General features: G+C 46.1%; 15 protein-coding genes. 4 read left to right on the top strand and 11 right to left on the bottom strand.

Annotated features, from left to right (window positions below):
- Positions 1–59: 59 nt before the first annotated feature.
- Together U0358_RS03280 and U0358_RS03275 are read right to left on the bottom strand one after the other, a co-directional pair.
- Positions 60–3,248, bottom strand: coding sequence for a TonB-dependent receptor (locus tag U0358_RS03280; RefSeq protein WP_322407049.1), 3,189 nt, complete (start codon positions 3,246–3,248; stop codon positions 60–62).
- Positions 3,249–3,369: 121 nt separating this feature from the next.
- Entirely contained in the window at positions 3,370–6,603 is a 3,234-nt protein-coding gene (locus U0358_RS03275) for a TonB-dependent receptor (protein ID WP_322407048.1), read from the bottom strand.
- Positions 6,604–6,899: 296 nt separating this feature from the next.
- On the opposite strand from U0358_RS03275, the gene U0358_RS03270 reads away from it, so the two are divergent.
- Both U0358_RS03270 and U0358_RS03265 read left to right on the top strand, forming a co-directional pair.
- Positions 6,900–8,108, top strand: a complete 1,209-nt coding sequence (locus U0358_RS03270) for an endonuclease/exonuclease/phosphatase family protein (RefSeq protein WP_416182993.1) — start codon at positions 6,900–6,902, stop codon at positions 8,106–8,108.
- Between the two features lie 121 nt (positions 8,109–8,229).
- Positions 8,230–8,754 carry a putative outer membrane beta-barrel protein gene (locus tag U0358_RS03265; RefSeq protein ID WP_322407046.1) on the top strand — a complete coding sequence of 175 codons (525 nt, stop codon included), beginning with the start codon at positions 8,230–8,232 and terminating at the stop codon, positions 8,752–8,754.
- Between the two features lie 5 nt (positions 8,755–8,759).
- Here the strand turns inward: U0358_RS03265 and U0358_RS03260 are convergent, their stop codons facing one another.
- The 4 genes from U0358_RS03260 to guaB form a co-directional block, all read right to left on the bottom strand.
- Positions 8,760–9,971 carry a type II toxin-antitoxin system HipA family toxin gene (locus tag U0358_RS03260; protein ID WP_322407045.1) on the bottom strand — a complete coding sequence of 404 codons (1,212 nt, stop codon included), beginning with the start codon at positions 9,969–9,971 and terminating at the stop codon, positions 8,760–8,762.
- A 1-nt stretch (position 9,972) separates the two neighbouring features.
- Positions 9,973–10,224 carry a helix-turn-helix transcriptional regulator gene (locus U0358_RS03255; protein WP_317498322.1) on the bottom strand — a complete coding sequence of 84 codons (252 nt, stop codon included), beginning with the start codon at positions 10,222–10,224 and terminating at the stop codon, positions 9,973–9,975.
- 153 nt (positions 10,225–10,377) lie between these two features.
- Positions 10,378–11,955, bottom strand: coding sequence for a glutamine-hydrolyzing GMP synthase (guaA, locus tag U0358_RS03250; protein ID WP_322407043.1), 1,578 nt, complete (start codon positions 11,953–11,955; stop codon positions 10,378–10,380).
- 11 nt (positions 11,956–11,966) lie between these two features.
- Positions 11,967–13,436: an IMP dehydrogenase gene (gene guaB, locus U0358_RS03245; RefSeq protein ID WP_322407042.1), complete on the bottom strand. Its 1,470-nt coding sequence runs from the start codon at positions 13,434–13,436 to the stop codon at positions 11,967–11,969.
- A 124-nt stretch (positions 13,437–13,560) separates the two neighbouring features.
- Between guaB and U0358_RS03240 the strand changes: the two genes are divergently transcribed.
- Positions 13,561–14,268, top strand: coding sequence for a transglutaminase-like cysteine peptidase (locus U0358_RS03240; RefSeq protein WP_322407041.1), 708 nt, complete (start codon positions 13,561–13,563; stop codon positions 14,266–14,268).
- Positions 14,268–16,217 carry a bifunctional diguanylate cyclase/phosphodiesterase gene (locus U0358_RS03235; protein WP_322407040.1) on the top strand — a complete coding sequence of 650 codons (1,950 nt, stop codon included), beginning with the start codon at positions 14,268–14,270 and terminating at the stop codon, positions 16,215–16,217. The genes U0358_RS03240 and U0358_RS03235 overlap by 1 nt, the downstream gene beginning before the upstream one ends.
- 4 nt (positions 16,218–16,221) lie before the next feature.
- Here the strand turns inward: U0358_RS03235 and U0358_RS03230 are convergent, their stop codons facing one another.
- Genes U0358_RS03230 through U0358_RS03210 form a run of 5 tightly spaced genes read right to left on the bottom strand, consistent with a single transcriptional unit; the run spans position 16,222 to position 22,159 of the window.
- Positions 16,222–16,578, bottom strand: a complete 357-nt coding sequence (locus U0358_RS03230) for a hypothetical protein (RefSeq protein ID WP_322407039.1) — start codon at positions 16,576–16,578, stop codon at positions 16,222–16,224.
- A gap of 1 nt (position 16,579) precedes the next feature.
- Entirely contained in the window at positions 16,580–17,212 is a 633-nt protein-coding gene (locus tag U0358_RS03225; RefSeq protein ID WP_322407038.1) for a helix-turn-helix transcriptional regulator, read from the bottom strand.
- A 4-nt stretch (positions 17,213–17,216) separates the two neighbouring features.
- Positions 17,217–18,638, bottom strand: coding sequence for an HlyD family type I secretion periplasmic adaptor subunit (locus tag U0358_RS03220; RefSeq protein ID WP_322407037.1), 1,422 nt, complete (start codon positions 18,636–18,638; stop codon positions 17,217–17,219).
- The gene (locus U0358_RS03215; RefSeq protein ID WP_322407036.1) at positions 18,631–20,763 is read right to left on the bottom strand and encodes a type I secretion system permease/ATPase; all 2,133 of its coding nucleotides are present in this window, start codon (positions 20,761–20,763) and stop codon (positions 18,631–18,633) included. The genes U0358_RS03220 and U0358_RS03215 overlap by 8 nt, the downstream gene beginning before the upstream one ends.
- Complete coding sequence (locus U0358_RS03210) at positions 20,756–22,159, bottom strand: TolC family outer membrane protein (protein ID WP_322407035.1); 1,404 nt, start codon at positions 22,157–22,159, stop codon at positions 20,756–20,758. The genes U0358_RS03215 and U0358_RS03210 overlap by 8 nt, the downstream gene beginning before the upstream one ends.
- Positions 22,160–22,201: the final 42 nt, after the last annotated feature.

Raw genomic sequence — 22,201 nt, 5'->3', positions numbered from 1 at the left:
AATACCAGCGGCGGTTTATTCCTTGCCTAACATTTAGGTCAGTCTACACTCTACGGTCGTTAAAACTTGTATTCGATACCGATACGAGCTTGCCACAGAGAAGAATTAGTAATACGGCTCTGCGGGTTCGGCTCCGAGAAGCTATCAAATACGTAACGCCCCTGAGAATCGCGATAAGCATCAACGACTTTCGCTGTACCGTAGATTGATTCGTTCAACACACCCCAATCATCATTTAGCAAGTTAGTTAAATTATCGATGGTAAAGAACAAGCTCGCTTTATGACCGTCCATCAACCCAGGTAATTCCTGAGTTACACGAAGATCAACTTTTGTCCACCAGTCACTATTGAAAGCATTGCGTCCAGCTGAGCCACCGGCGTACTTGTCAGCACCCGACTCTTCTAACCATGCAAAAAAGGCGTCCTGGTTAAAGTTCGAACCGAACACAACATTATCATCATCTCGTCCATTTGGAACATACAGCAGCTGTCGCCCTCTACCGGCCACATCGACTCCCTGAACTTTAGGGTAAGTAAGCGTATCGTTACCATCTTTATAGGTCGCGTTCCCCATTACATAACTATAAGGCTTACCTTTGTTGGCAGAGGCGAATAAGCCAATCGTCGTTGCATAACCGTCGAAGAACTCTTTTGCATAAGTTGCTTGTAGAGTAAAGCGGTGAGGAATTTCGTAGTTTGATGTCGCAGCCGCAGGGTTATTAAAATTATCCGTTGCGAAGTACTGGAAATTCGACTGAGCTACCGAACTTGTCATTGGGCTCGCGTCTTCCGCATCAACGTAAGCGTAAGCTAGTGATACATCGAGTCCAAAGTCATAAGACTTGCTGATTGACGTCGAAATAGAGGATACAGTTGAGTCTTGGTCCGAATTTGTCAACATTAAGTCAGTGTTTCGGCCTTCATTGATGACATCATAAACAGGGCGACCGTCAGCCATAGAGCCATCGACCTCGACAGCGATATTCTTGATATAAGCTTCATCCTTGCGAACGGTATACATCAAGTCTGTCATCCATACATAATCGCCGGGTAAGGTATAAGTAGCGCCTAACGCGTACTTCCACTCACTTGGGATGTCAAAATTCGGATCCAGCACATTTAACGAAGTAGCCCGCCCTGCAGCAACATCGTCATACAACGACTGCGGTACATCATACCCCGGACGGCCTTCACCGACTAAACCACCATTCTCTGCAAGTTCAAGCAAGTTAAAGTTTTTTCTGCTGACTTGCGTTTGGCTAATTCCATCTTTTTGATAGTTATTGGCCAACCACACGTTAGGGTTGCCGCCAGAATAAAGACCCAAGCCACCACGAACTTCTAACTCAGGTGACACGTTCCAGTTTATGCCTAAACGTGGTTGCAGTAAGCTTTTTCCATCCAGGTTTTCGCGATTGCTGAATTGGTATAAATCTTCAAAATCCTGATTGTGCTGAGGATAATCACTGCTCTCGTACCAGTCATAACGTAACCCGAATGTTACCGTCATATCTAACGGCGCGTGATAATACTCGTCCTGTAAATACGCAGTGTTGGTTGCATAGCTGAACTCGCCGGCAGCATCACGCGGATCTTGCTCAGTACCCGTTGCGTTACCATAATAATATTTCTGAACGTTACCCTGACGGAAGTCTTCTAATGACGCGAAATCGATTTCCCCGCCGCGGGAATGCTGCACGAACATATTAAAGACATCGTACTCTTCGCGCTCGATACCACCACTAATGACGTGGTCACCTAAAAAGTAGGTTCCCGCCAATTTATAGAACATCGTTTCGTAATCCAGGTCATTAGCCTGACGTGAATCATCGGCACCAAAATAAACCGTCGCTTCACTCGGGGCTCCATCGCCATCGGGGTCGTTCTTGGTCTCAATTTGGAAGTCCGCAATGTTTTTGGGACCGACAGTCACCTGCGAGTTATCGAGTTCAGAGTAACCAATCCGCATCTCTGTCGAGAAGCGATCGGTCCAATCTGAGTAGAGTTGACCGATATAAGATGTAAATTCATTACCGATGGTGTAGTAGTGATTCGAAAACTCGTACTCGTCGCCACTTTGATCCGAAGTGTTTAACTGAGAGTCTTCTGTCTTATTATAGGTTAAAGACGCCCGATGATTGTCACTGATGCTCCAGTCTAGTTTTAGTAACAACTTTTCGTCTTCAACAGGAGAAGAGGTTACCGGATCACCAACATCGTAATCATAAACGTCTTTAGCAATTTCACGAATTGTGTCTAATTGATCCTGGCTAACCCCGGCAACTTTCGTACCGGCATTTGAATCTGCCGGGCCATAACTGAATGCCGACTCACCAGACAGTTTTTCATAAGCGGCAAAAAAGAACAGCTTATCTTCAATCAAAGCACCGCCCACGTTAAAGCCATAACGGTCTTCTGAAAAGTCACCCATAGTGATATCTTCACCTTCTAGCTTGTCGCCTTGCAGTGAATCACTCGCGTAATCGTAGAAAAAGCCGCCGAACAACTCGTTTTGGCCTGATTTTGTAACCGCGTTAATATTACACGCCGTAAAGCCACCATACTGAACATCAAAGGGCGCGAACTCAACGGCTACCTGCTGAATGGCGTCATAGGAAAAAGGCATGCTTCGGGTTGGGTACCCACCCGAGTTAAGGCCAAAGTTGTCGTTCATTCTAGCGCCGTCAACTGTCAGACTATTGAAGCGAGGGTGAGCTCCCATACACTGAATACTGTCGCCTGAGCTAACATAAACTCTAGGGTCAATACGGACAATATCTTTCAAGTCACGGTTAATCGCGGGGCTATCCTGCAAATCTGACAAGTCAAAATTCGCCGCCGGACTATTACTTCCATAAAGGCTATTGGTATTAGCAACACCCGTAACTTCTATTTTTTCCATTTCAGATTTGAGAACAACTCGTACAGACTCAGAGTCGCCCAAAGTCAGATAAATGTCCTTGACTACTTCAGTCCGGCCTTCCGGACCTTCAGCCACTAGCGTGTAAGGACCACCGACACTCAATCCGCGCGCCGCGAATGCGCCTTGTTCGTTGGTAGTATAAGTCTGTACCGTTCCAGTTCGCTCATTGCGCAACTGAATCGTTGTATTTGGCAGGAACTCACCCGATTGAGTGGTAACGGAGCCACGTAAGCTAGACGAGGTATCCTGAGCCACAGCAGTGCCGCTAAGGCCTAAAGCAATAGCAGCTGCAACCGCTGTACGCTTGAAAGTAGAGTTAAACATAGTTTTGTTCTTCCCAGTTTTGGTTTTGGCTTTATTTATAAGTGAGGATATATCTCATTTATTACAGCTCTATGAATTTCATCCAAAAAAAAGCCCCACAAAAATGTGAGGCCTTTCATTCTTAGAAGGTGTAACGAACGCCCAACTTAGCGCTCCAGGAGGAGCTGTTTAAATCGACCGTGTCATAGTTATTCGGGTAGTACCCTTGATGTTTCATATCAATTTGGTATTTCCCGTCATCACTCAGACCACCGAAGTCATACAAACCAACTTGCGGGTATGTCAGGCGACGCTCAACTCCCCAGTCGTTATTCAGTAAGTTCGCAAAGTTATCAATGGTTAAGTACAGAATCCCTTTATGGCCATCCATAAAGCCCGGAATTTCCTGCTGAATGCTCAAATCTAGATCCGTAACCCAAGGTTGATTATGGGTGTTTCTGTCCAAAATGTAGCCTTCTCCACCGTACGCTATGCCAGCGTTATCCAGTAACATTTTAATTTTGTTCCAGCTGATCGAGTTTTCCCAATCGACGTTATCATCACCTTCCCCTGACGGTATGTAAGGGAGGTACGCAGATTGCGTATAAAGACCACCAGCGGCGGTATCACCGAAGTCGCCGTCTTCATACATTCCCATTACATAGCTGAATGGGCGACCCGAGCGACGCTCATAGAACAAGTTAAAACGTGTCTCGTAGTCAGCAAAAAACTCTTTTTTATAACCTAAAGTAATTTTCAGGCTGTGCTCGGTTTCAAAATTACCCGTTGCAGTAAAAGCCTGGTTGCGGTTTTTTGCTACATAGTGCTTGTAATTACTCACTGCCTGAGATGATGAACCAGCTGCGTTATCTTCTACATCCTGATACGTATAGCTGGCAGTAAAGCTTAAGCCATTATTCCATTGTTTAGCCAACGACTGAGAGAAGATAAATGCGCGCCCATCGTCCGGAGAGTTGGTCAGCATAATATCGTAGTTACGAGCCCGGTCACCTTCATAACGAGATTCATAGATGATCCGTTCTTCATCTTCTGCACGACCGACTTCAACTAATGCGGTGTTATACCACACGGGCTGGTCTTCTATTCGTTTGTACATAAACGATGTCGTTGCATTGAACATATCGCCAACGTAAGGAATGTCTAATTCATAGTCGAAGGCTAACTGCGCACGCCAGTCGCTGGGCAAATCAAAATTCGGGTCGGTATAGTTGATGCTACCATCACCTTTTTCCAGCGAATCTTTGATTTCCTGAGGAACACTCGAGAAGTCATCAACCTGATTATTAGCATAATAGTCGGCAATGGTGCTGTTCGGTGCTGAAACTAAAGTCACACCATCATTGGCGAATGGGTTGGTATACCAAACATTCGGAACACCGCCGTAAAAACGACCAATACCACCACGAACCACCAGGCTGCTGTCCGTGAAATATTTAAAACCAACGCGCGGAAGGATAATGTCCAGCCCGTCTAAGTTTTCCTGGTTCGTTATCCCCTGATCGGAATATGCTTCTTTGAAGTTTTCATTCAGCGTAGGGGTATCGCTTGAACTTAAACGCTCGTAACGTAAGCCACCATTAATTTCTAAGTCCGGGGTCACATAAAAGGTATCACCAACGTACAAGGCGTAGGTTGTACGATCCACATCCAAAGCCGCTAGCTCGGGAACGTTGTTATAAGCGTTTTGGTAATCGAAGTCCCAGTTACCATCGTAGTTACCGACTTCACCGTTTGCAAAGCCCTCGAAGTTATCAAACTCCCAGGAGCCTTTAGCGTCCTGAATAAACTTGTTGTACAGGTTCAGTTTTTCTATTTGAGTACCAAACACAATTTCATGGTCGCCCATCAGGTAGGTAGCATCAAAGTTAAAGGTCAGGTTATCATTTTCGGCAACGTTTGCATGCCGATACTTATTGGTTCCAAAAACAAACTCTGGTCCTCTGAAATACTGGTCTACTGTGACGGAACCAAGATTTGAATTAGTTAAAGAACGTGTATCAACATCTTTATAGGTCAGACCCATTTCAGTGATAAAATTGGACGACCAGTCACTGTATAAGCGCATGCTAATGTTGCTCATACGGGTATGGAATGTATAACGGCTGGAAGCTAAAGTAACCGTGTCTCCACCGGTCGAAAAGTTTCGTTCGTCGGAGTTGTCCTGCCACTGATAAGTTAAGTCTAAGCGATGCGCCTGGTTGATGTTCCAGCTTAATTTGGTTAACCACTTACGGTCTTTATCTTCCGGATCGCCACCCAAAGAGTCACTCAAGTTATAACGAGGCCCTTCAAGAATTTCCATGAAGTCCTTAAATGTCTCTTCCGAAATTGAGAACTCGTTAGTAGCACCACTGCCCTCAAAGCCGTAGTCCAGTGCCAGCTCGTTGCTCCACTCTTCATAGTTTGTGAAAAAGAAGAGCTTGTCTTTAATAATGGGGCCAGACAAAGACAAACCGAAGGTTTCTACTGTCTGGTTTGGCTCGACCGTCTCCTCTCGATAAGTACGGTAGCCGTTGTCATCAAGTACGGGCTTGCCATCCTCTTTAATTTCACGAATGGCATCAACGTCACCTTTTAAATCTTTTCCCGAGTATTCGAAAAAGACTTCGCCTTTAAACTCGTTACTACCCGATTTAGTTACGGCATTAATGGTACCGCCAGAGAAATCGCCTTTTTTCACAGAAAATGGCGCGGCGTCTACAGAAATTTGTTCAATGGCACCTAGAGAAACGGGAGGCTGCTCAGTTGGGTAGCCGCCATAATTCAGACCAAAGTCATCGTTCTGGCCAATACCATCAACAGTAATGCTGTTTGTGCGAGGGTCACCGCCAGCAATGGTCATTTCACCTGAACCATTAATGCTGACCAGCGGATTAATGCGCGCAACGTCTTTCAAGTCGCGGTTTAAGCTTGGCATGTTGTTGATGGTCTCTTCGCCAAAGCTACTACTGGCTCCGCCGCTTTCCATCAGAATGGCAGAGCCGGTAACAACCAAACGTTCCATATCAGCAGACTCAAGTTGACGAGTCAGCCGGTAAGTGTCTCCAAGATCAAGATACACATCTTCTAAAACTGCATCGCGGTATTTATCAGAATCAAGAATTATCTGATAAGGTCCACCAACGCGAAGACCTTTGGCGGAAAACACACCGTCTTCATTAGTAGTAAACTCATTCACCGTTCCGGTTGGTTGATGAATAACAACCACTTTAGTATTCGCAGCGGGGTTACCCTGAGGGCCACTAATAACACCGCGCATAGATGATGATGTTTCTTGAGCAAAAGCGCTTGTCGAAAGACCTACAGCCAAAGCAACAGCTGCAGAAATACGACTCACCTTGGAGTTCAATTTCATGTTTGATTTCCTAGTTTTGTAGCAACGATAAAACAAAAAGCTTTAAATGGACGAGAGGTTATAAAGAAGAAATGTGACAACTTAATGAAAGTTAAAGAAGCAATGGAACTTTTTTGCGAAAACAAAAAAGAGTAAGAAGTCTGAGCTGTATGGGATCGGGCTGATTTCATTACGCTTCTAAGACATTTTTGTGTCAGATATGTGACATATTTTAATCAAATTATTAGCTCTTGCCTAGTCATCCGGGAACCTTTATTCTCACCCACTGTCTTAGGCTGCTCTCAAACGGTTATCCCATGGGCTTTATACGGTTTTTATTAATTTTAACATTCGTTGTTCTTATGATTCCTACCTCTTTTAATGCAACCGCCGGTTCCGGCAAAGGCGAACCAGAAACCATACGGGTTGCGACTTTTAATGTCAGTATGGACGCATCTAATTACCTGAGCGACAGCGAGCTCCCGCAATTAGAAAAATCTCCTGTACCAGAGGTGTTACAGCAGGATCATGAGCAAATTCGTGGTATTGCCGAAATACTTCAACGTGTGCGACCTGATATCGTTTTACTGAACGAATTCGACTACGTTGATAAAGAAATTGGCGTAAATGTCTTTCAGGAAAAGTACCTGTCGGTTTCACAGAACGGACAAAAAGCAATTGAGTATCCTTATGCTTATATTGCTCCGGTAAATACCGGTGTGCCCTCGCCTTTTGACTTAAACCGTGACGGCAAGGCACAAGGCACCGGCATCGACGCCTGGGGTTTTGGTTGGTATCCGGGTCAGTACGGTATGGTCATTTTGTCTAGATACCCACTGCAAGCCGATAAAGCACGAACCTTTCAGCACTTCTTGTGGAAAGACATGCCAGGCCGCCATATTCCTTACGTGATGAACGAACAGAAACAGGCTACTGACGAGCAATGGTACCCCGAGGAAGTTATGGCGCAGTACCCGCTAAGCTCAAAGTCGCATTGGGACATTCCGGTGCAAGTGGGCGACAAAGTCATCCATTTATTGGCGGCTCACCCGGTACCGCCAGCATTCGACGGCCCGGAAAACAGCAACGGCATGCGTAACTATGATGAAATTCGCTTATTTGCTGACTACTTAACGCCAGGTAAAGACAATTATATTTATGATGATGAAGGCACACGCGGCGGGCTTGAGCAAAATGAAAGCTTTATCGTTTTAGGCGACATGAACGCGGAAGCTGGCTCTGGCGGTATTGATGGTGCGATAGAACAGTTACTGCAGCACCCTCGGGTAAATGACGTTAAACCCCAAAGCCGAGGCGGCGAACAGCACTCACCAGACAAACAAGGCTCGCAGTATCATACCGCGGCCTGGCGCAAGCGCGTCGACTACGTGCTGCCGTCTAACGATTTAGTCGTAAAAGACGCAGGCGTGTTCTGGCCTGTCGGTGATGAGGCCGGTAGTAAGCTAATGCAAAAACGCAGCGCCTCTTCCGATCACCGTTTGGTCTGGCTGGATATCGTTAAATAGCCTGGCAGGCTACAACGCCCCCCCCCGCAGCCCTTTATTTTACTTAACCTTTACAGTTGAAGGGCTGCTATTCAGCCTTCTGGGTGCCATAATACAAATGTCATATCCAAGGAGGCAAACTATGAAAAAATTGATACTAATAACAGCTTTACTCGCAAGCAGCTCGCTTATGTTTTCAGCAGCCAGCAAAGCTGATGATCTAAACTATGTTAGCGGCGGTTTCTCTGACTTCCACGATTCCGATTTCTACGTAGAAGGCTCCAAAACCATCGCCCCGAACTGGGTGGGTGAAATACAGTTTACAGACATGGGTGACTACTCAATCCGTGCTGGTGCTAAATACTTCATGGACATGGGCGCAGGCAAGCAATTCAATACTTTCTTGAAAGCCGGTGTTAGCCACTATGACTTTGGTAACGACGATGACACCAGCGCTTATGCCGGCATCGGCACCATGACTAAATTAAGCCAGCAAACCACCGCTATTGTTGACGTTGGTTATGACTGGGGCTTAGACGGCTTTGCATCAGTGGGTGCCCGCTTACGCTACGCCTTCACTGAGCAATTCTCTGCTGACGCCGGTTTCCGCGGAAACTTCAACAGCATCGACAACGAAGTACATTTAGGTGTGACTTACCACTTCTAAAGGCTCTACGTATATTTACGTTTTTTATGGTGTCGGTGACCACTCACTATTGGTTCCGACACCATTATTGAACTCAAATGTTTTTCCATTGAGGGCTTCAGTTCAGGAAAGACATCCCATTGATTAAATCCTTGTATAAATGTCGCTAATTTATCAGCAAAATTAGTGATCACCGATTGAGGCTCTGCAATGCCGAAGTCTTCACCCAATTTACGTAAGAAATGCTGTGTTGGAAACTCTTTGCTGCCAAACAGCTTTAACGCCATATTATTATCAATTGTTGGATAAATAATGGTGTGGGTTACATCATAGATTGGTGTCACTGTTATACGCTCAGGTACTTCTGCACTATATAAAACTGAAAAGTTCTTTAAATGCGCGTCACCATTACCAATAAGTACGTTAAAAACAATATATTCATACACTTTCTGAAGCTGCTCGGCACTTCGAGTAAACAACTGCACCACTTTCATTACTTGTTCATAACTGGAACGATACTTATCAGCTGAGTCACGCTTGGTTAAGACACAAAAGTCTTCCACGGCATATTTCTTGTCACCGTCGATATCAAAACGCTTCATAACAAAGTGTTCTCGGTTATCCGATAACCAAAACTCCGGTTTTTCCAGGCCACAATAATCCGCTGCTGATAAGCAAATAAACTCGTTAGCCGTTAAATTAGGAAACTCTTCGTCCGCCGCCTTTATAATCAGATCTGGATAAACAAGTGTCGCTTTTTCTGAGGGAACAACAACTTTCGGTTGAACTCCGGAAATTGCGGTTTGAAGATAAAAACGTTCCAGTAACTGCGGGAACAAGGCCTCATTCTGGCTATTCCAGGATAGAATGTCATTCAGCGCAACAGCTTCGGTTTTGCTTTCAGGTAGCTCATTGGAATGATAATTTAACGCGCCAATTCCTTTATCTCTTTGTAGAGTCAAAAGGTACATCTCATCAACTTTTGCATAACGCCTCAGCCGCTCTTCGATGTAACGCCGGACGAAACCTTCAGGTAAGTTCATGGTGAAAATTGGAGGCAACTTACCTGATACGTAAGGATCAACCCTGTTCGGCATAGATAAAGAAACCGGCTGAGCTTCTCTCTCGTAGCTAAAACTGTACTGAGAGCCATGTACCAGCCGCCCAACCGACTGACTGTTAAGCTTTATGCCCAATTCTCTGACACGTGACGGGTATTGCGATAGACTCTCTGACATATCAATCCTCCAGCGGAAACAAGTCGTCAAGTTCTTCAAATGTCGGCATCTTAGTTTTAGTTATTGCTAACGAATAACCAAATAGCATTAGATACCGTTCAAAAGTCGCAAGTGAACCTAAATAAACACCGCGCTCAATAGCTGAAATGGTTTGCCGATTACTTTTTATTTTCGCGGCAGCTTCCGATTGAGACAGCCTCTGAGCCTTTCGCTCTAGCTGTAATCGCTTGCCAATCTCTTTTCTGGGAGTCATAAATCAGCCTAATTGACAGTTATATATGTCATATTAGCCTAAACGTAAAAAATGACAAATATACATGTCAAAAAAATAGTGGGAGGTGGAAGTTAGGTACTGGCTGGCGTCTTTCGGAAGATTCCCTGCAACGGCCAGCCAATGTTTACCTGCTTATTCCCACTCAATGGTGGCAGGTGGTTTACCTGAAATATCGTAGGTTACACGGGAAATCCCGTTCACTTCGTTGATAATCCGGTTCGATACCTTCTCTAGCAGCTCATACGGTAAATGTGCCCAGCGTGCGGTCATGAAGTCGATAGTCTCTACGGCACGTATGGCAATAACCCAGTCGTATTTACGCTGATCACCCATAACACCCACCGAACGCACCGGCAGGAATACCGCAAAGGCCTGGCTTACTTTGTTGTACCAGTCCGCGTTATGCAGCTCTTGAATGAAAATTGCATCGGCACGGCGCAGTAAGTCACAGTACTCTTTCTTTATTTCACCCAGCACACGAACGCCCAAACCAGGCCCCGGGAACGGATGACGATACAGCATGTTATAAGGCAGGCCTAACTCAAGCCCTATTTTACGCACTTCGTCTTTAAACAACTCGCGTAACGGCTCAACTAAACCTAACTTCATGTCTTCCGGCAAACCGCCCACGTTGTGGTGCGATTTAATCACGTGCGCTTTACCGGTTTTAGAGCCTGCAGACTCAATGACATCCGGGTAAATAGTGCCCTGCGCCAGCCAGTCTACTTCGGTCAGCTTACCGGCTTCTTCATCAAAAATTTCAATGAAGGTATTACCAATAATTTTACGCTTTTTCTCCGGGTCATTCTCGCCCGCCAAAGCATCTAAAAAGCGGTCTTCAGCACGTATTGGCAAAATGTTCAGACCATAGTGGTCGCCGAACATTTCCATTACCTGCTCCGCTTCATTCAGGCGCAACAAGCCGTTGTCGACAAACACGCAAGTTAACTGGTCACCAATGGCACGGTGCAGCAACATAGCCGTTACCGACGAATCAACGCCGCCTGACAAGCCTAAAATAACCTTGTCACTACCCACCTGTTCACGGATCCGCTCAATGGCATCGTCGATGATTTTTGCCGGCGTCCATTGCTTCTCACAGCCGCAGATATCGCTGACAAAATGCTCCAGCATGCGCTGTCCCTGCCGCGTGTGAGTGACTTCCGGGTGGAACTGCACCCCATAAAACTGACGTTCTTCGTCAGCCATTGCGGCATACGGACAATAAGAGGTTTTCGCTACGGTATGGAAGCCTTCCGGAATCATTTCCACTTTGTCACCGTGGCTCATCCATACGTCGAGTAGCGGCGCACCTGACTCAGACACAGCGTCTTCAATGGCTTTAAACAGCGGGCTTTGCTCTACCAGTTCAATTTGCGCGTAACCAAATTCACGTTCCAGTGAGCATTGAACGGAGCCCCCCAGCTGATGTGCCATGGTCTGCATACCGTAGCAAATACCAAACACCGGAACGCCTGCGTTAAAGACATATTCCGGCGCACGCGGTGAGCCTTCTTCTGCAACGCTTTCCGGGCCACCGGATAAAATAATGCCTTTAGGCGCGAAGTCCCGAATGTCGGCTTCGTCAACATCCCAGGCCCAAAGCTCACAGTAAACGCCAATTTCGCGAATACGGCGGGCAATCAGCTGAGTGTACTGAGAGCCGAAATCTAAAATCAATATTCGGTGATCGTGGATATCTCTAGTCATTAGTCATCCTGTTACGAGCTACGGTAATTCGGTGCTTCTTTGGTAATGTGCACATCGTGTACGTGTGATTCGCCCATGCCGGCTGCAGTGACTTTCACAAACTGCGGCTTGGTGCGCATATCTTCAATGGTCGGGCAGCCAGTTAGGCCCATGGCTGAACGCAACCCACCCATTTGCTGGTGAATAATAGCCGAAATAGGCCCTTTATAGGCTATACGCCCTTCAATACCTTCTGGCACTAACTTGTCGGCTTCATCGCTCTTCTGGAAGTAACGGTCAGATGAGCCATTGCGCTGATCCATTGCGCCCAGACTGCCCATACCACGATATGATTTATAGTAACGACCCTGATACAACTCAACTTCACCCGGCGACTCTTCAGTGCCAGCCAGCATGCTACCCACCATCACGCTGTGCGCGCCAGCAGCCAGCGCTTTTGCAATATCTCCTGAGAAACGAATACCGCCATCGGCAATAATCGGAACACCCGAACCTTTAATGGCATCAACGGCGTCGCTAATGGCGCTAATTTGTGGCACACCGCAACCCGTAACAATACGGGTAGTACAAATTGAGCCCGGGCCAATACCCACTTTCACCGCATCAACCCCTGCTTCAACCAATGCCTTAGCACCAGCGGCAGTTGCTACGTTACCGGCAATAATTTGTAATTCCGGGTAGTCTTTACGAGTTTGCTTAACACGGTCTAAAACGCCCTGAGAGTGTCCGTGCGAAGTATCAATAAGCAGTACATCAACGCCCGCTTCAACTAACAACTGAATACGCTCTTCCGTACCGGCACCAACGCCAACTGCTGCGCCTACCCGCAATGAGCCTAGTTCATCTTTACAAGCGTTCGGTTTGTTTTCGGCTTTTTCAAAGTCTTTCAGGGTGATCATGCCCTTCAACTTATGCGCGTCATCCACAACTAAGATCTTTTCAATGCGGTGTTTGTGCATAAGCTGAAGAATTTCTTCGCTTTCTGCCGTTTCATGCACAGTGACCAGGCGGTCATTGCCCGTCATTACATGGCGGATTTCTTTACTGTCGTCGTCTTCAAAACGCGTATCGCGACCGGTAACAATACCAACTAAATCGCCATTACCTTCAACCACAGGGAACCCCTGAAAACCATGCTCGGCAGTCAGCTCTTTAATTTCACCAATAGTCGTTGTGGGTTTTACAGTAACCGGGTCAGTCACCATGCCACTTTCGTATTTTTTCACTTTACGAACGTGCGCGGCCTGTTGCTCTGCGGTCATATTTTTATGGATAAAACCAAGTCCGCCTTCCTGCGCCAATGCAATAGCCAGTGCCGATTCGGTAACGGTATCCATCGCGGCCGAAACCAGCGGGACATTCAGGGTAATTCCACGCGTTAATTGCGTGCGTAAATCAGCGGTATGGGGGAGAACTTCGGAATGACCGGGAACGAGCAAAACATCGTCAAAGGTCAAGGCTTCTTGGGCAATTCGCAGCATGTGCAACACTCCGTGACTGGATTCATGTTGCGGGTGGATTTTACCCGAATGTACGCTTTTTAGCAAATAAAATATAAACTAACGAGGTCTTTTCGCCCTAGCAGATACCAGATAAGATAACACAATGAAAAGCGCGTCTTTGTGGTTACTCGTTGGTTTAATCTTTATTCCTCTATGGCTTAAGGCGGGTGACGCGTGGCAAGTTGATAAAAAGACGTTCAGTCAGGCAATAACCAATTATACACCTGACAATTCCAGCCAAAAAGCACAACAATGGTTCCGATTGATGGACGAACTGTCCCGCGACTTAAATGTAGATTCTGGCACAGAGGACGTCGATGTAATACGAAAGATGAACCGGTTCATCCACGATAACGTGAGTTACAAAACTGACGACGTTTTGTATGGCACCCCTGATTACTGGGCTTCTGTCGCCGAAACACTCGGGCAGGGCTTTGGTGACTGTGAAGATTTTGCGATTGCACAATACAGTACGTTAAGAAGCCTGGGCATACCGGATGAAAAATTACGACTCATTTACGTCAAGGCTCAAATAGGCAACTCTTACCGATCAAAAACTCAGGCTCACATGGTTTTAGGGTATTACTCGTCACCAGACGCTGAGCCGCTTATTATTGATAGCTTAATTGAAAAGGTCTTACCGGCGTCAAAACGAAATGACCTTACCCCGGTGTTTAGTTTTAATTCTGCCGGGCTTTGGGCCGGAAGCAGTGAACGCCGCGCAAAATCAAACCCACTTGATAGATTATCACGCTGGCGAGATGTTTTATCTCGTTTAGAGCAAGAAGGTATTTCCTGGAGGAACAATTAATGACACTTAACCGACAGATTTGGTATGTCCTTGTTGCTGTTGTGCTTATTAGCTTTTTTACAAGCTTTATCGTCACCAGTTTGTCAGCAACACGATTTATTGAACAGCAGCTCACAACGGAAAATACCAACAGTGCCAACATGCTCGCGCAAACGCTCAGCAATAACAGTAAAGACCCGGCATTATTAGAGCTGACCATTAGCGCGCAGTTTGATACTGGTTTCTATGAGTCGATTAGACTGACCAATACTCAGGGCGACGTTATTGTCGAACGCTCTTTTGACAGCAGCAGCAGCACAGGCGAAGTACCCGGCTGGTTCGCCAGTTGGTTCGATCTGGAAGTTCCGGCAGGTGAGGCACTTGTCCAGGATGGCTGGAATCAGTTTGGTATGGTTTCTGTGCAAAGCCAGAAACGCCATGCACTGGAAACGTTATGGTCCAGAGCAATTACTCTATTCGTTATTGCGCTATCAACGGCCGTTTTAGCCGGGCTTTGTGGCCGGGCTTTACTCAGAAATGTGACGCGTCCACTAAACTTAGTGGTTCAGCAGGCTGAAGCTATCGGCCAGGGCCGGTATATAACCAACAAAAAATCACCAAAAACAAAGGACTTAAAAAAACTTGTTCAGGCTATGAATAAAATGTCCGAACAAATTCGCATGCAATTTCAAAAAGAACTGCGCAAGCTGAGCCAGCTGCAAGCGCGTCTATATAAAGACCAGGATACCGGCGTTTACAACCGGTCGTTTGTTTTAGAACGTTTATCTGCGCATTTCGGTGTGCGTGAAGAGCGCCTACCGGCAGTCATGCTCATGCTTCATCTGGATAAGTTAGCCGACTTAAATAAGAGCTTCGGTCGCAAAAACGTTGATAACTATATAAAAGCCATTGCAGATAAGTTATCTGAGCAAGCCGAATCAATAGAGCAGGAGTTATCATGTAAAGTTACCGTGGCTCGCATGAACGCGTCTGACTTCGGGCTGCTTTTTGAAAACGTAGCAGACGTAGAGCAGTTAGAGCGTAAAATTAATGACTGCGTATCCACGATACAAGTCCATGAAAAGACCCAGCTTGATGCGCAAGCCAATTGGTACGCTTCAGCTGATTTTACCGTTACGGATGAAACGGTCGGCCAACTGCTCATGCGCCTGGATGAAAAAATCACCAATGCAGAAGCGCGCCCCACTGACAATAACACCGCTCTTATTTTAAGCCATACAAAAAATAGCGCCCCGCTTTTCACGGATAAACAACAGTGGTCTCAAACATTTCAAGATGCACTTGAACACGACAAGGTTCAGCTTAACTTTCGTTCAACCAAGGACAGAAGCGGTAACTTAGTTCACTTGGAAAACAGCTTATGCCTGGAAGTTAACGGACATATCCTAAACGGCCATCAATTTATTCCGTGGGCCCAACGCCTTGAGTTTTTGTCTGCTCTAGAGCTAAAAGCGATAGAAAAAGCCATGCAGTTTAGCGCCGAAAATGACAGTCATATTGCAATGAACCTGTCCATCAACTTTTTACAATCGGTACCGGCTCGGGCTCAACTAATGAAGTCCATCCAACAATATAAAAAGGCCTGTGACCCGGCTAAACTTTGGTTTGAGCTTAATGAGTTTGAAGTCCACTCTCAGCAAAAACTGTTTGCAGACTTTTGCTTCTCTATGAAACGCATGGGGTGCCATGTTGGCTTGCAAGGTTGTACGCACATTTTTGATTACATGTACGACATTGAAACTTTCGGGCTCGACTACTTAAAAGTTGATCGTTCTATTACTCAGGCGATACCACAGAACGCAGGGGAAGTTGAGGACTCTATACCAGCCAAAATGTGTCAACTGGGTCAGTCGCTGGGCATTAAAATGTTTGCAGAGGGTGTGGATAATGAAGCCGACATTGAATCTGTATTGGCCGCAGGCTTTGATGGTTACACCAGCAAAACCTAATGTTTTAATCGGAAGACTTAATATCGATGGTTTCGTCATCAATTGATACTAAATCCGATAAGTCGTTGATAGCGCGGCGCATTGATAAGCGTCGCATCAACTTATTCTGTGCCTCATCGGGCAGCTCAGTGAACTGAATAACACCTTTGTCTGAAAGCAACATAATCAAATCTTCCAGGACTCGAATAATTGACTGGTCAGAAGCTTCAAGCGCCGAGTTTTTCTCGGGAGTCACCATTTGTTGTTGCAGGAAGGCCTGTAACTCGGAGCTGGTATCTTCTGAATACTCATCAAAGCCAGCTTCTTCAGTCAGGCTAAAGGCCACAATACGGTTATGTTCATCGCGTTTTATATAAGGCATCTTATTCACCGGCGTTAAGCGTTTCGCTTTCCTCATTTCTTGCTTTCAAAACCAGCTGCAGGCGATCTTTCACACCTAATTTTCGAAAACTTTTGGTTAAATGCTCTTTCACCGTGCGTTCAGATATGAAAAGGGCATCAGCAATTTGTTGATTCGTCAGACCCGCGAGCACTTTTTCACAGACTTGTCGCTCGCGATCACTCAGTATAGCAAAGGTTGCCGGAAGCCCTTTTCCATTATTCACTCTTTTTTGCGACAGCCCCGTTAAATTGGCTAAAAACTGCTCTGGCATCCACAAGCCCCCCTGGTGAATAACGGCAGTGATGCGCTCCATAACCGAGGTTGAAGCGGCAAGGCTGGTGTAACCTCTCGCTCCGAGGCTTAGCAACGCCACTAGATCCTCTGTTTCCGGAGCCGAGTATAAAACAACGAACTTGCTGTTTGCTTTCGCTAAATAAGCGGCAACCGAAGCCGTACTACTATGTTCTGCCGCTAACCAGAAGGTCAGTTCAGAGAGCTTTTTTTGCGCTGCAAGCTGCTTTAACTCTTCTGCGCTCTCGGTTATATGAACACTGCCGGAGAGCTTCTCCCACCGAGGGGAAATAAAGTTATGAGTAAGAAAAACATGTTCCATCAGTTTACCTCTCCGTAAGAGCTTCAGATTTCGCTCTCATCAACGGCTTTAACAGATAATTCAATATCGTTCTTTCGCCCGTTTTTATGTCTACCTGAGCAACCATTCCCGGAATAATCTGGAGCTCTTCCGAAAATTCAGACTTGCTGGTTTTTAAGCGAACGATGTAATAGGTCACGTCGTCGTCGTCTGTCACCGTGTCGGCACTAATGTGAGAAACGGTCGCTTTAGCGCCACCAAACACCGAAAAGTCATAAGACGTGAACTTTATCATCGCCTCCTGCCCCTTCTTAATAAAAGCAATGTCTTTAGGCAGAATGCGCGCCTGAATAATTAACTCGTCGTTTACCGGCACAATATCGACCACCGGCTGCCCTGTCGTCACGACACCACCCACTGTATTCACATGAAGTTTTTGGACAATACCGCCCACCGGTGAGCGAAGTTTACTTTGCTGAACTTTATCGGATAGCCGGGACTTTACGCTCTCAAATGCGGCAAGATCGGCGGAAACCTCAGAAAGCTCACGACGCCATTCGTTAATTTTCTCCAGGCGAACTTCATTCAGTCGGTTTTCCGACTCATCAATTGCGGCTTTTGCGTTTTCAATGGCCGCTAATGTCTGATTAATCTGACCTCTGAACTGCGTTTGGTCGCGCTCCAGCCGAATGATATCCACTTCTGATACAGCCCCCGATTGCTTTAAAGGCCGTGTAACCGCAAGCTCCCTTTCTACCAATGCAAGTGACTCTCTGTATTGCTTTAATGCAGCCTGCAATTCGTTTAAGTCTTCTTTTCTCTGGCGCAGCTGAGCCTCAGCCGACTGAGTGCGGCTTTTTAAAGACTCCAGATTACTCTTGTAGGCAGATATGGTGTCTTTGACCAGCACCGGTGCGTTTTCTGAAAGCGGGTTTGGAAACTCAAGCTCGGCACCATTAACCAAGGCTCTTAAACGCGCGTTATCCGCCTGCAAAGCCCACATACGTGACTGGTTCTCATTAAACTCTGAAAAAAACCGGGTTGAATCGAGCTCTACCAGCACATCCCCTTTGCTAACAAGTTGCCCTTCGCTCACATGAATTTTTTCAATCAAACCGCCATCGAAGGTTTCTATGGTCTGCAGTTGGCTCGAGGGGACAACTTTCCCATCCCCTCTGGCTATGGTGGCTACCTCGGCAAAAGCAGCCCAGGTGACTAAAATAAGTACTGAAATAATAACGGTATACAGCAGCCGGGTTGTCTTTATCGGGTTCTGCTGAATTTTGGCCCACTCAGCGTCAACAACCCAGTCTTTACTGCCAGGTACATTTATCCAGCGGCCAAATAACCGATCAATAAGCCCTTTTCCGGCCTCACTTCGGTTACTTATTTTGCCAAGCTTGTCGAACCCTCGCTGCTCGGTTGTACGCTTTTTCGGCTCAGTCACGCTGACTTCCCCCGACACGACCTTGTTTTAACGCTTCAAGCACTTGTGCTTTAGGACCATCGGCGACTATTTTGCCACTGTCCATGACCACAACACGATCAACCAATTCAAGCATCGTCATTTTGTGTGTTACCATTAACAATGTTTTGTCGGCAGTGACTTGCTTTAAATGCGCTTTTATTTTGGCTTCACTGGCATGGTCAAGCATTCCAGTTGGCTCGTCCAGCAGTAAAACGGAAGGGTCATTAACCAGTGCCCGCGCAAGTGCCACCGACTGGCGTTGACCGCCTGACAGATTGCCGCCCCGTTCTCCTACTTGCATATTAAAACCATCGGGATGCTCTTTCACCAGAGCGCTCAGCCCCATCTCGTTGGTTACTTTAACTAGGTCATTGTCGTCGCGGGTAACGCTGGCTAATAATATATTGTCGCGTAAGGTACCAAACAACAGTCCGGGCTCCTGTGGAACATAGGCAATATGCCGGCGCACTAAATTCGGGTTTAATTGGTTAATATCAACGTTATCAATTAAAACATGCCCTCTTTCGGGCTGATAAAGGCCTAGAATAAGGCGTGCTAGTGTGCTTTTCCCTGAACCATTACGCCCCAGAATCGCTACTTTTTCCCCGGCTTTAATCGATAAATTAACGTGACTGAGTACCTCAGTGTCGACATCAGGGTAGCGGAACCCGACATTTTTGAATTCGATGTGTCCATCAATACGGGCTTTACTTACCGTGCTCGCGTCGTCGTAACGCTCGGTGTCGCGGTCCATGATATTTTCAAGCGACTCCATAGCCGTAGAGCTGTGGTGATACTGCGACAAAAGCCCTGCAGCCTGGCTGACCGGCGACAACGCTCGTGCGCTTAACAAATACGCGGCTATAAGTGCGCCCTGGCTTATCATCTGCTCTGAAATTAAATAAACACCAATAACAATCACGCTGATAGAAGCCAGTTGCTGCATCCAGCTAGCCGTATTGGTGATAGAAGAGGCCAGTAAACGCATACGCGCCGCATTGCGGCTGATAAATATCGTGCTCTTTTCCCACTGATTTTGAACCCGGTGCTGGGCATTAAAGCTTTTAATGGTCTCCAGCGAGCTTAATGACTCATAGACATTGGCATTGCGAACCGCTCCCGCCTGCATTCCATGCTCAGACAATTCCTTTAACTTGGCCTGAGAAAACAGCGAATAAAGTAAAACCAATATCGCAGCAATTAACACCGGTATTGCCAGATAAATATTTATGAGCGATACCACCAACAAAAACAACAATACGAAGGGTATGTCGACCATAGTGACGACACTTAAAGACCCAATAAAGCCGCGAATGCTTTCAAAAGACTGAACGTTTGAAACAAAGGAGCCTGACGCCTGAGGTTTATCTTTCATCTTCATGCCCAGAACACGCTGCATAATGTTACTGGAAATTTTGACGTCGGCCCGGTTGGCCGCTAAATCAATAAACCACACCCGCATTATTTTTAGCACCAACTCAATGGTCAACACTAAAAAAATACCCGTTGCCAACGCAAATAACGACGAGAAAGCCTCATTAGGAACCACCCGGTCATAAACGTTCATAACAAAAACGGGCATAGCTAACGCAAAGGAGTTAATCAGTAACGATGCCAATATAACCGAACGGTATGTGCCTCTGTTTTCTTTTATGGCGGACCAAAACCAATGGCCGTTCTTTCTTTTTATCGTGTCGTCCGCACGCTTATCCATATTAAATTCAGGCCGAACGTAGAATAAGGTGCCACTATACTGTTGCTCTAAATCATCCAGTTTAAGTGTGGTTTCACCGTGCTCCAGCTCAGGCTCGACTATTACCGCAGTGTCATCGTTAACAGACGTTAAAACACAGGCTTTGCTGTCTTTAAGCAGTAAGATAACCGGCAATAAATTTTTATTAATATTCTTGAGCGAACGCTCATAAACTTTTGCTGAAAGCTGAAAACGCTTAGCTGAAGTTGCCAGCGATGAAGGAGTTAAATCACCGTCTTGTTGAGCCAACCCTGCCGTGGCGGCATCGAATGAAAACGGTAGCTGATGATAGTTAGCGATAATACTCAGGCAAGTCGCCAATGGGCGCTTGCCTGACTGCGTATTACTCATAATAGGCTGTGGTCACTCGCTTTACGGGACATGCAAAGTCTAAGTTAACTTGTAAATCAGGAACTTCAAAGTCTTTATTTGAGTTTAGTTTGCTTGAATCAATATTTAGAGAATTCAACAATAATCCCATGCTCGCCAGAAGCTTGGCTTTTGCCTGCTCCAAGTCGGTTTCGGCTTCAGCAAGAGCAATACTGGCTTCAAAATACTCATTTTCAGAATCCAACACATCCAGCAGCGAACGCTGGCCTAAATCAAACTGGTCTTTGTAGGCAGTACGTACTTTGCCTGAAGAGAGTTTGTGTTGACGCAACTGAGGAATTCTGTCGCGTAAACTTTCAATTTGATTCATTTCAACCTGAATGGTTTGGTTGATATTACGACAAACTAAATTTCTTTGTTGCTCCGCAGAGTTCACCTGAGAAACCGTACGACGAATCTCAGCGTAGTCGCGACCACCGTTTAAAATATTAAAACGTAACTGCAGACCAACCTGCGTGTCATTTTGATGGTTATCAAAACCGTTATCGTCCAATTCAGAATAGCTTTGGCTGGCAACTAAGCTCAGTTTAGGCGAGTATGCACCACGCTTATTTGACGTTAACTGTTTTCTTTCTGCACGTATGTTTCTAAGCGCTGCATGGAGTTCAGGGTTCGTTCTATTCGCCAGGCTCATCGCTTCTTCAGTCCCTGCCGGAAGGAAGGTTTCAGAAACAACCACGTTGGATGTTTGTTGCGGCGGTAATTCGCCAACAATACGCAGGTAACGGCTAATAACATCATGCAGGTTAGAGCGCTGAGTTTCTAAGTTATTTAACGCCAGTGCCAAGCGTCCATTAATTTGTTCTAAATCAGCGTTTCGGGCGACACCGGCTGAAGCACTTTCTTCTATTTGCTCATAAACATCACGATGCTTTTCAACGTTATCGCGCGCCAGTTTTACCAGTTCACGGTTGGTTGCAACATCAAGGTACGCCTCAAAAGCCGCATAACCAACATTCTCTGCAACTGTTTTTAACTCATAATACCGAACTAATTGAAGTTCTTGAAAACGCTCAACTAAGTTAGATGTCTCAAAACCATCAAATAAAAGCTGCCGATAATCGAGGCTAACGCGGTTACCGCTAAACTCCTCGTTTAACGAATAGTCTCTTTTTGTATAGTTATACGAAGTAGAAGCGTCCAACTGAGGGCCGTAAGCGCCCCGAGCTCTGGCCACATCACTGCTAACCGCTCGCATTTCATACCACTGCTTTAAGACTTCCGGGTTGTTTTCAACAGCCTGCATAACCGCTTCTAACACTTTCGTGTCATTCGGTTCTGCTTCCTGAGCGTATACAGCAGATGCAAATAAGCCAGCAAGCAAGCAGCCAGACAGCCGTCTAACCAATAGTTTCACGAGATTCTCCTAATAGAAGCTAGTACAATTGTAACAATTTAT

The sequence above is a fragment of the Idiomarina sp. PL1-037 genome (assembly GCF_034422975.1).
Classification (GTDB): domain Bacteria; phylum Pseudomonadota; class Gammaproteobacteria; order Enterobacterales; family Alteromonadaceae; genus Idiomarina.
The sequence above is the reverse complement of the archived record's forward strand: the minus strand, read 5'-3'. Positions and strand labels throughout refer to the sequence as shown.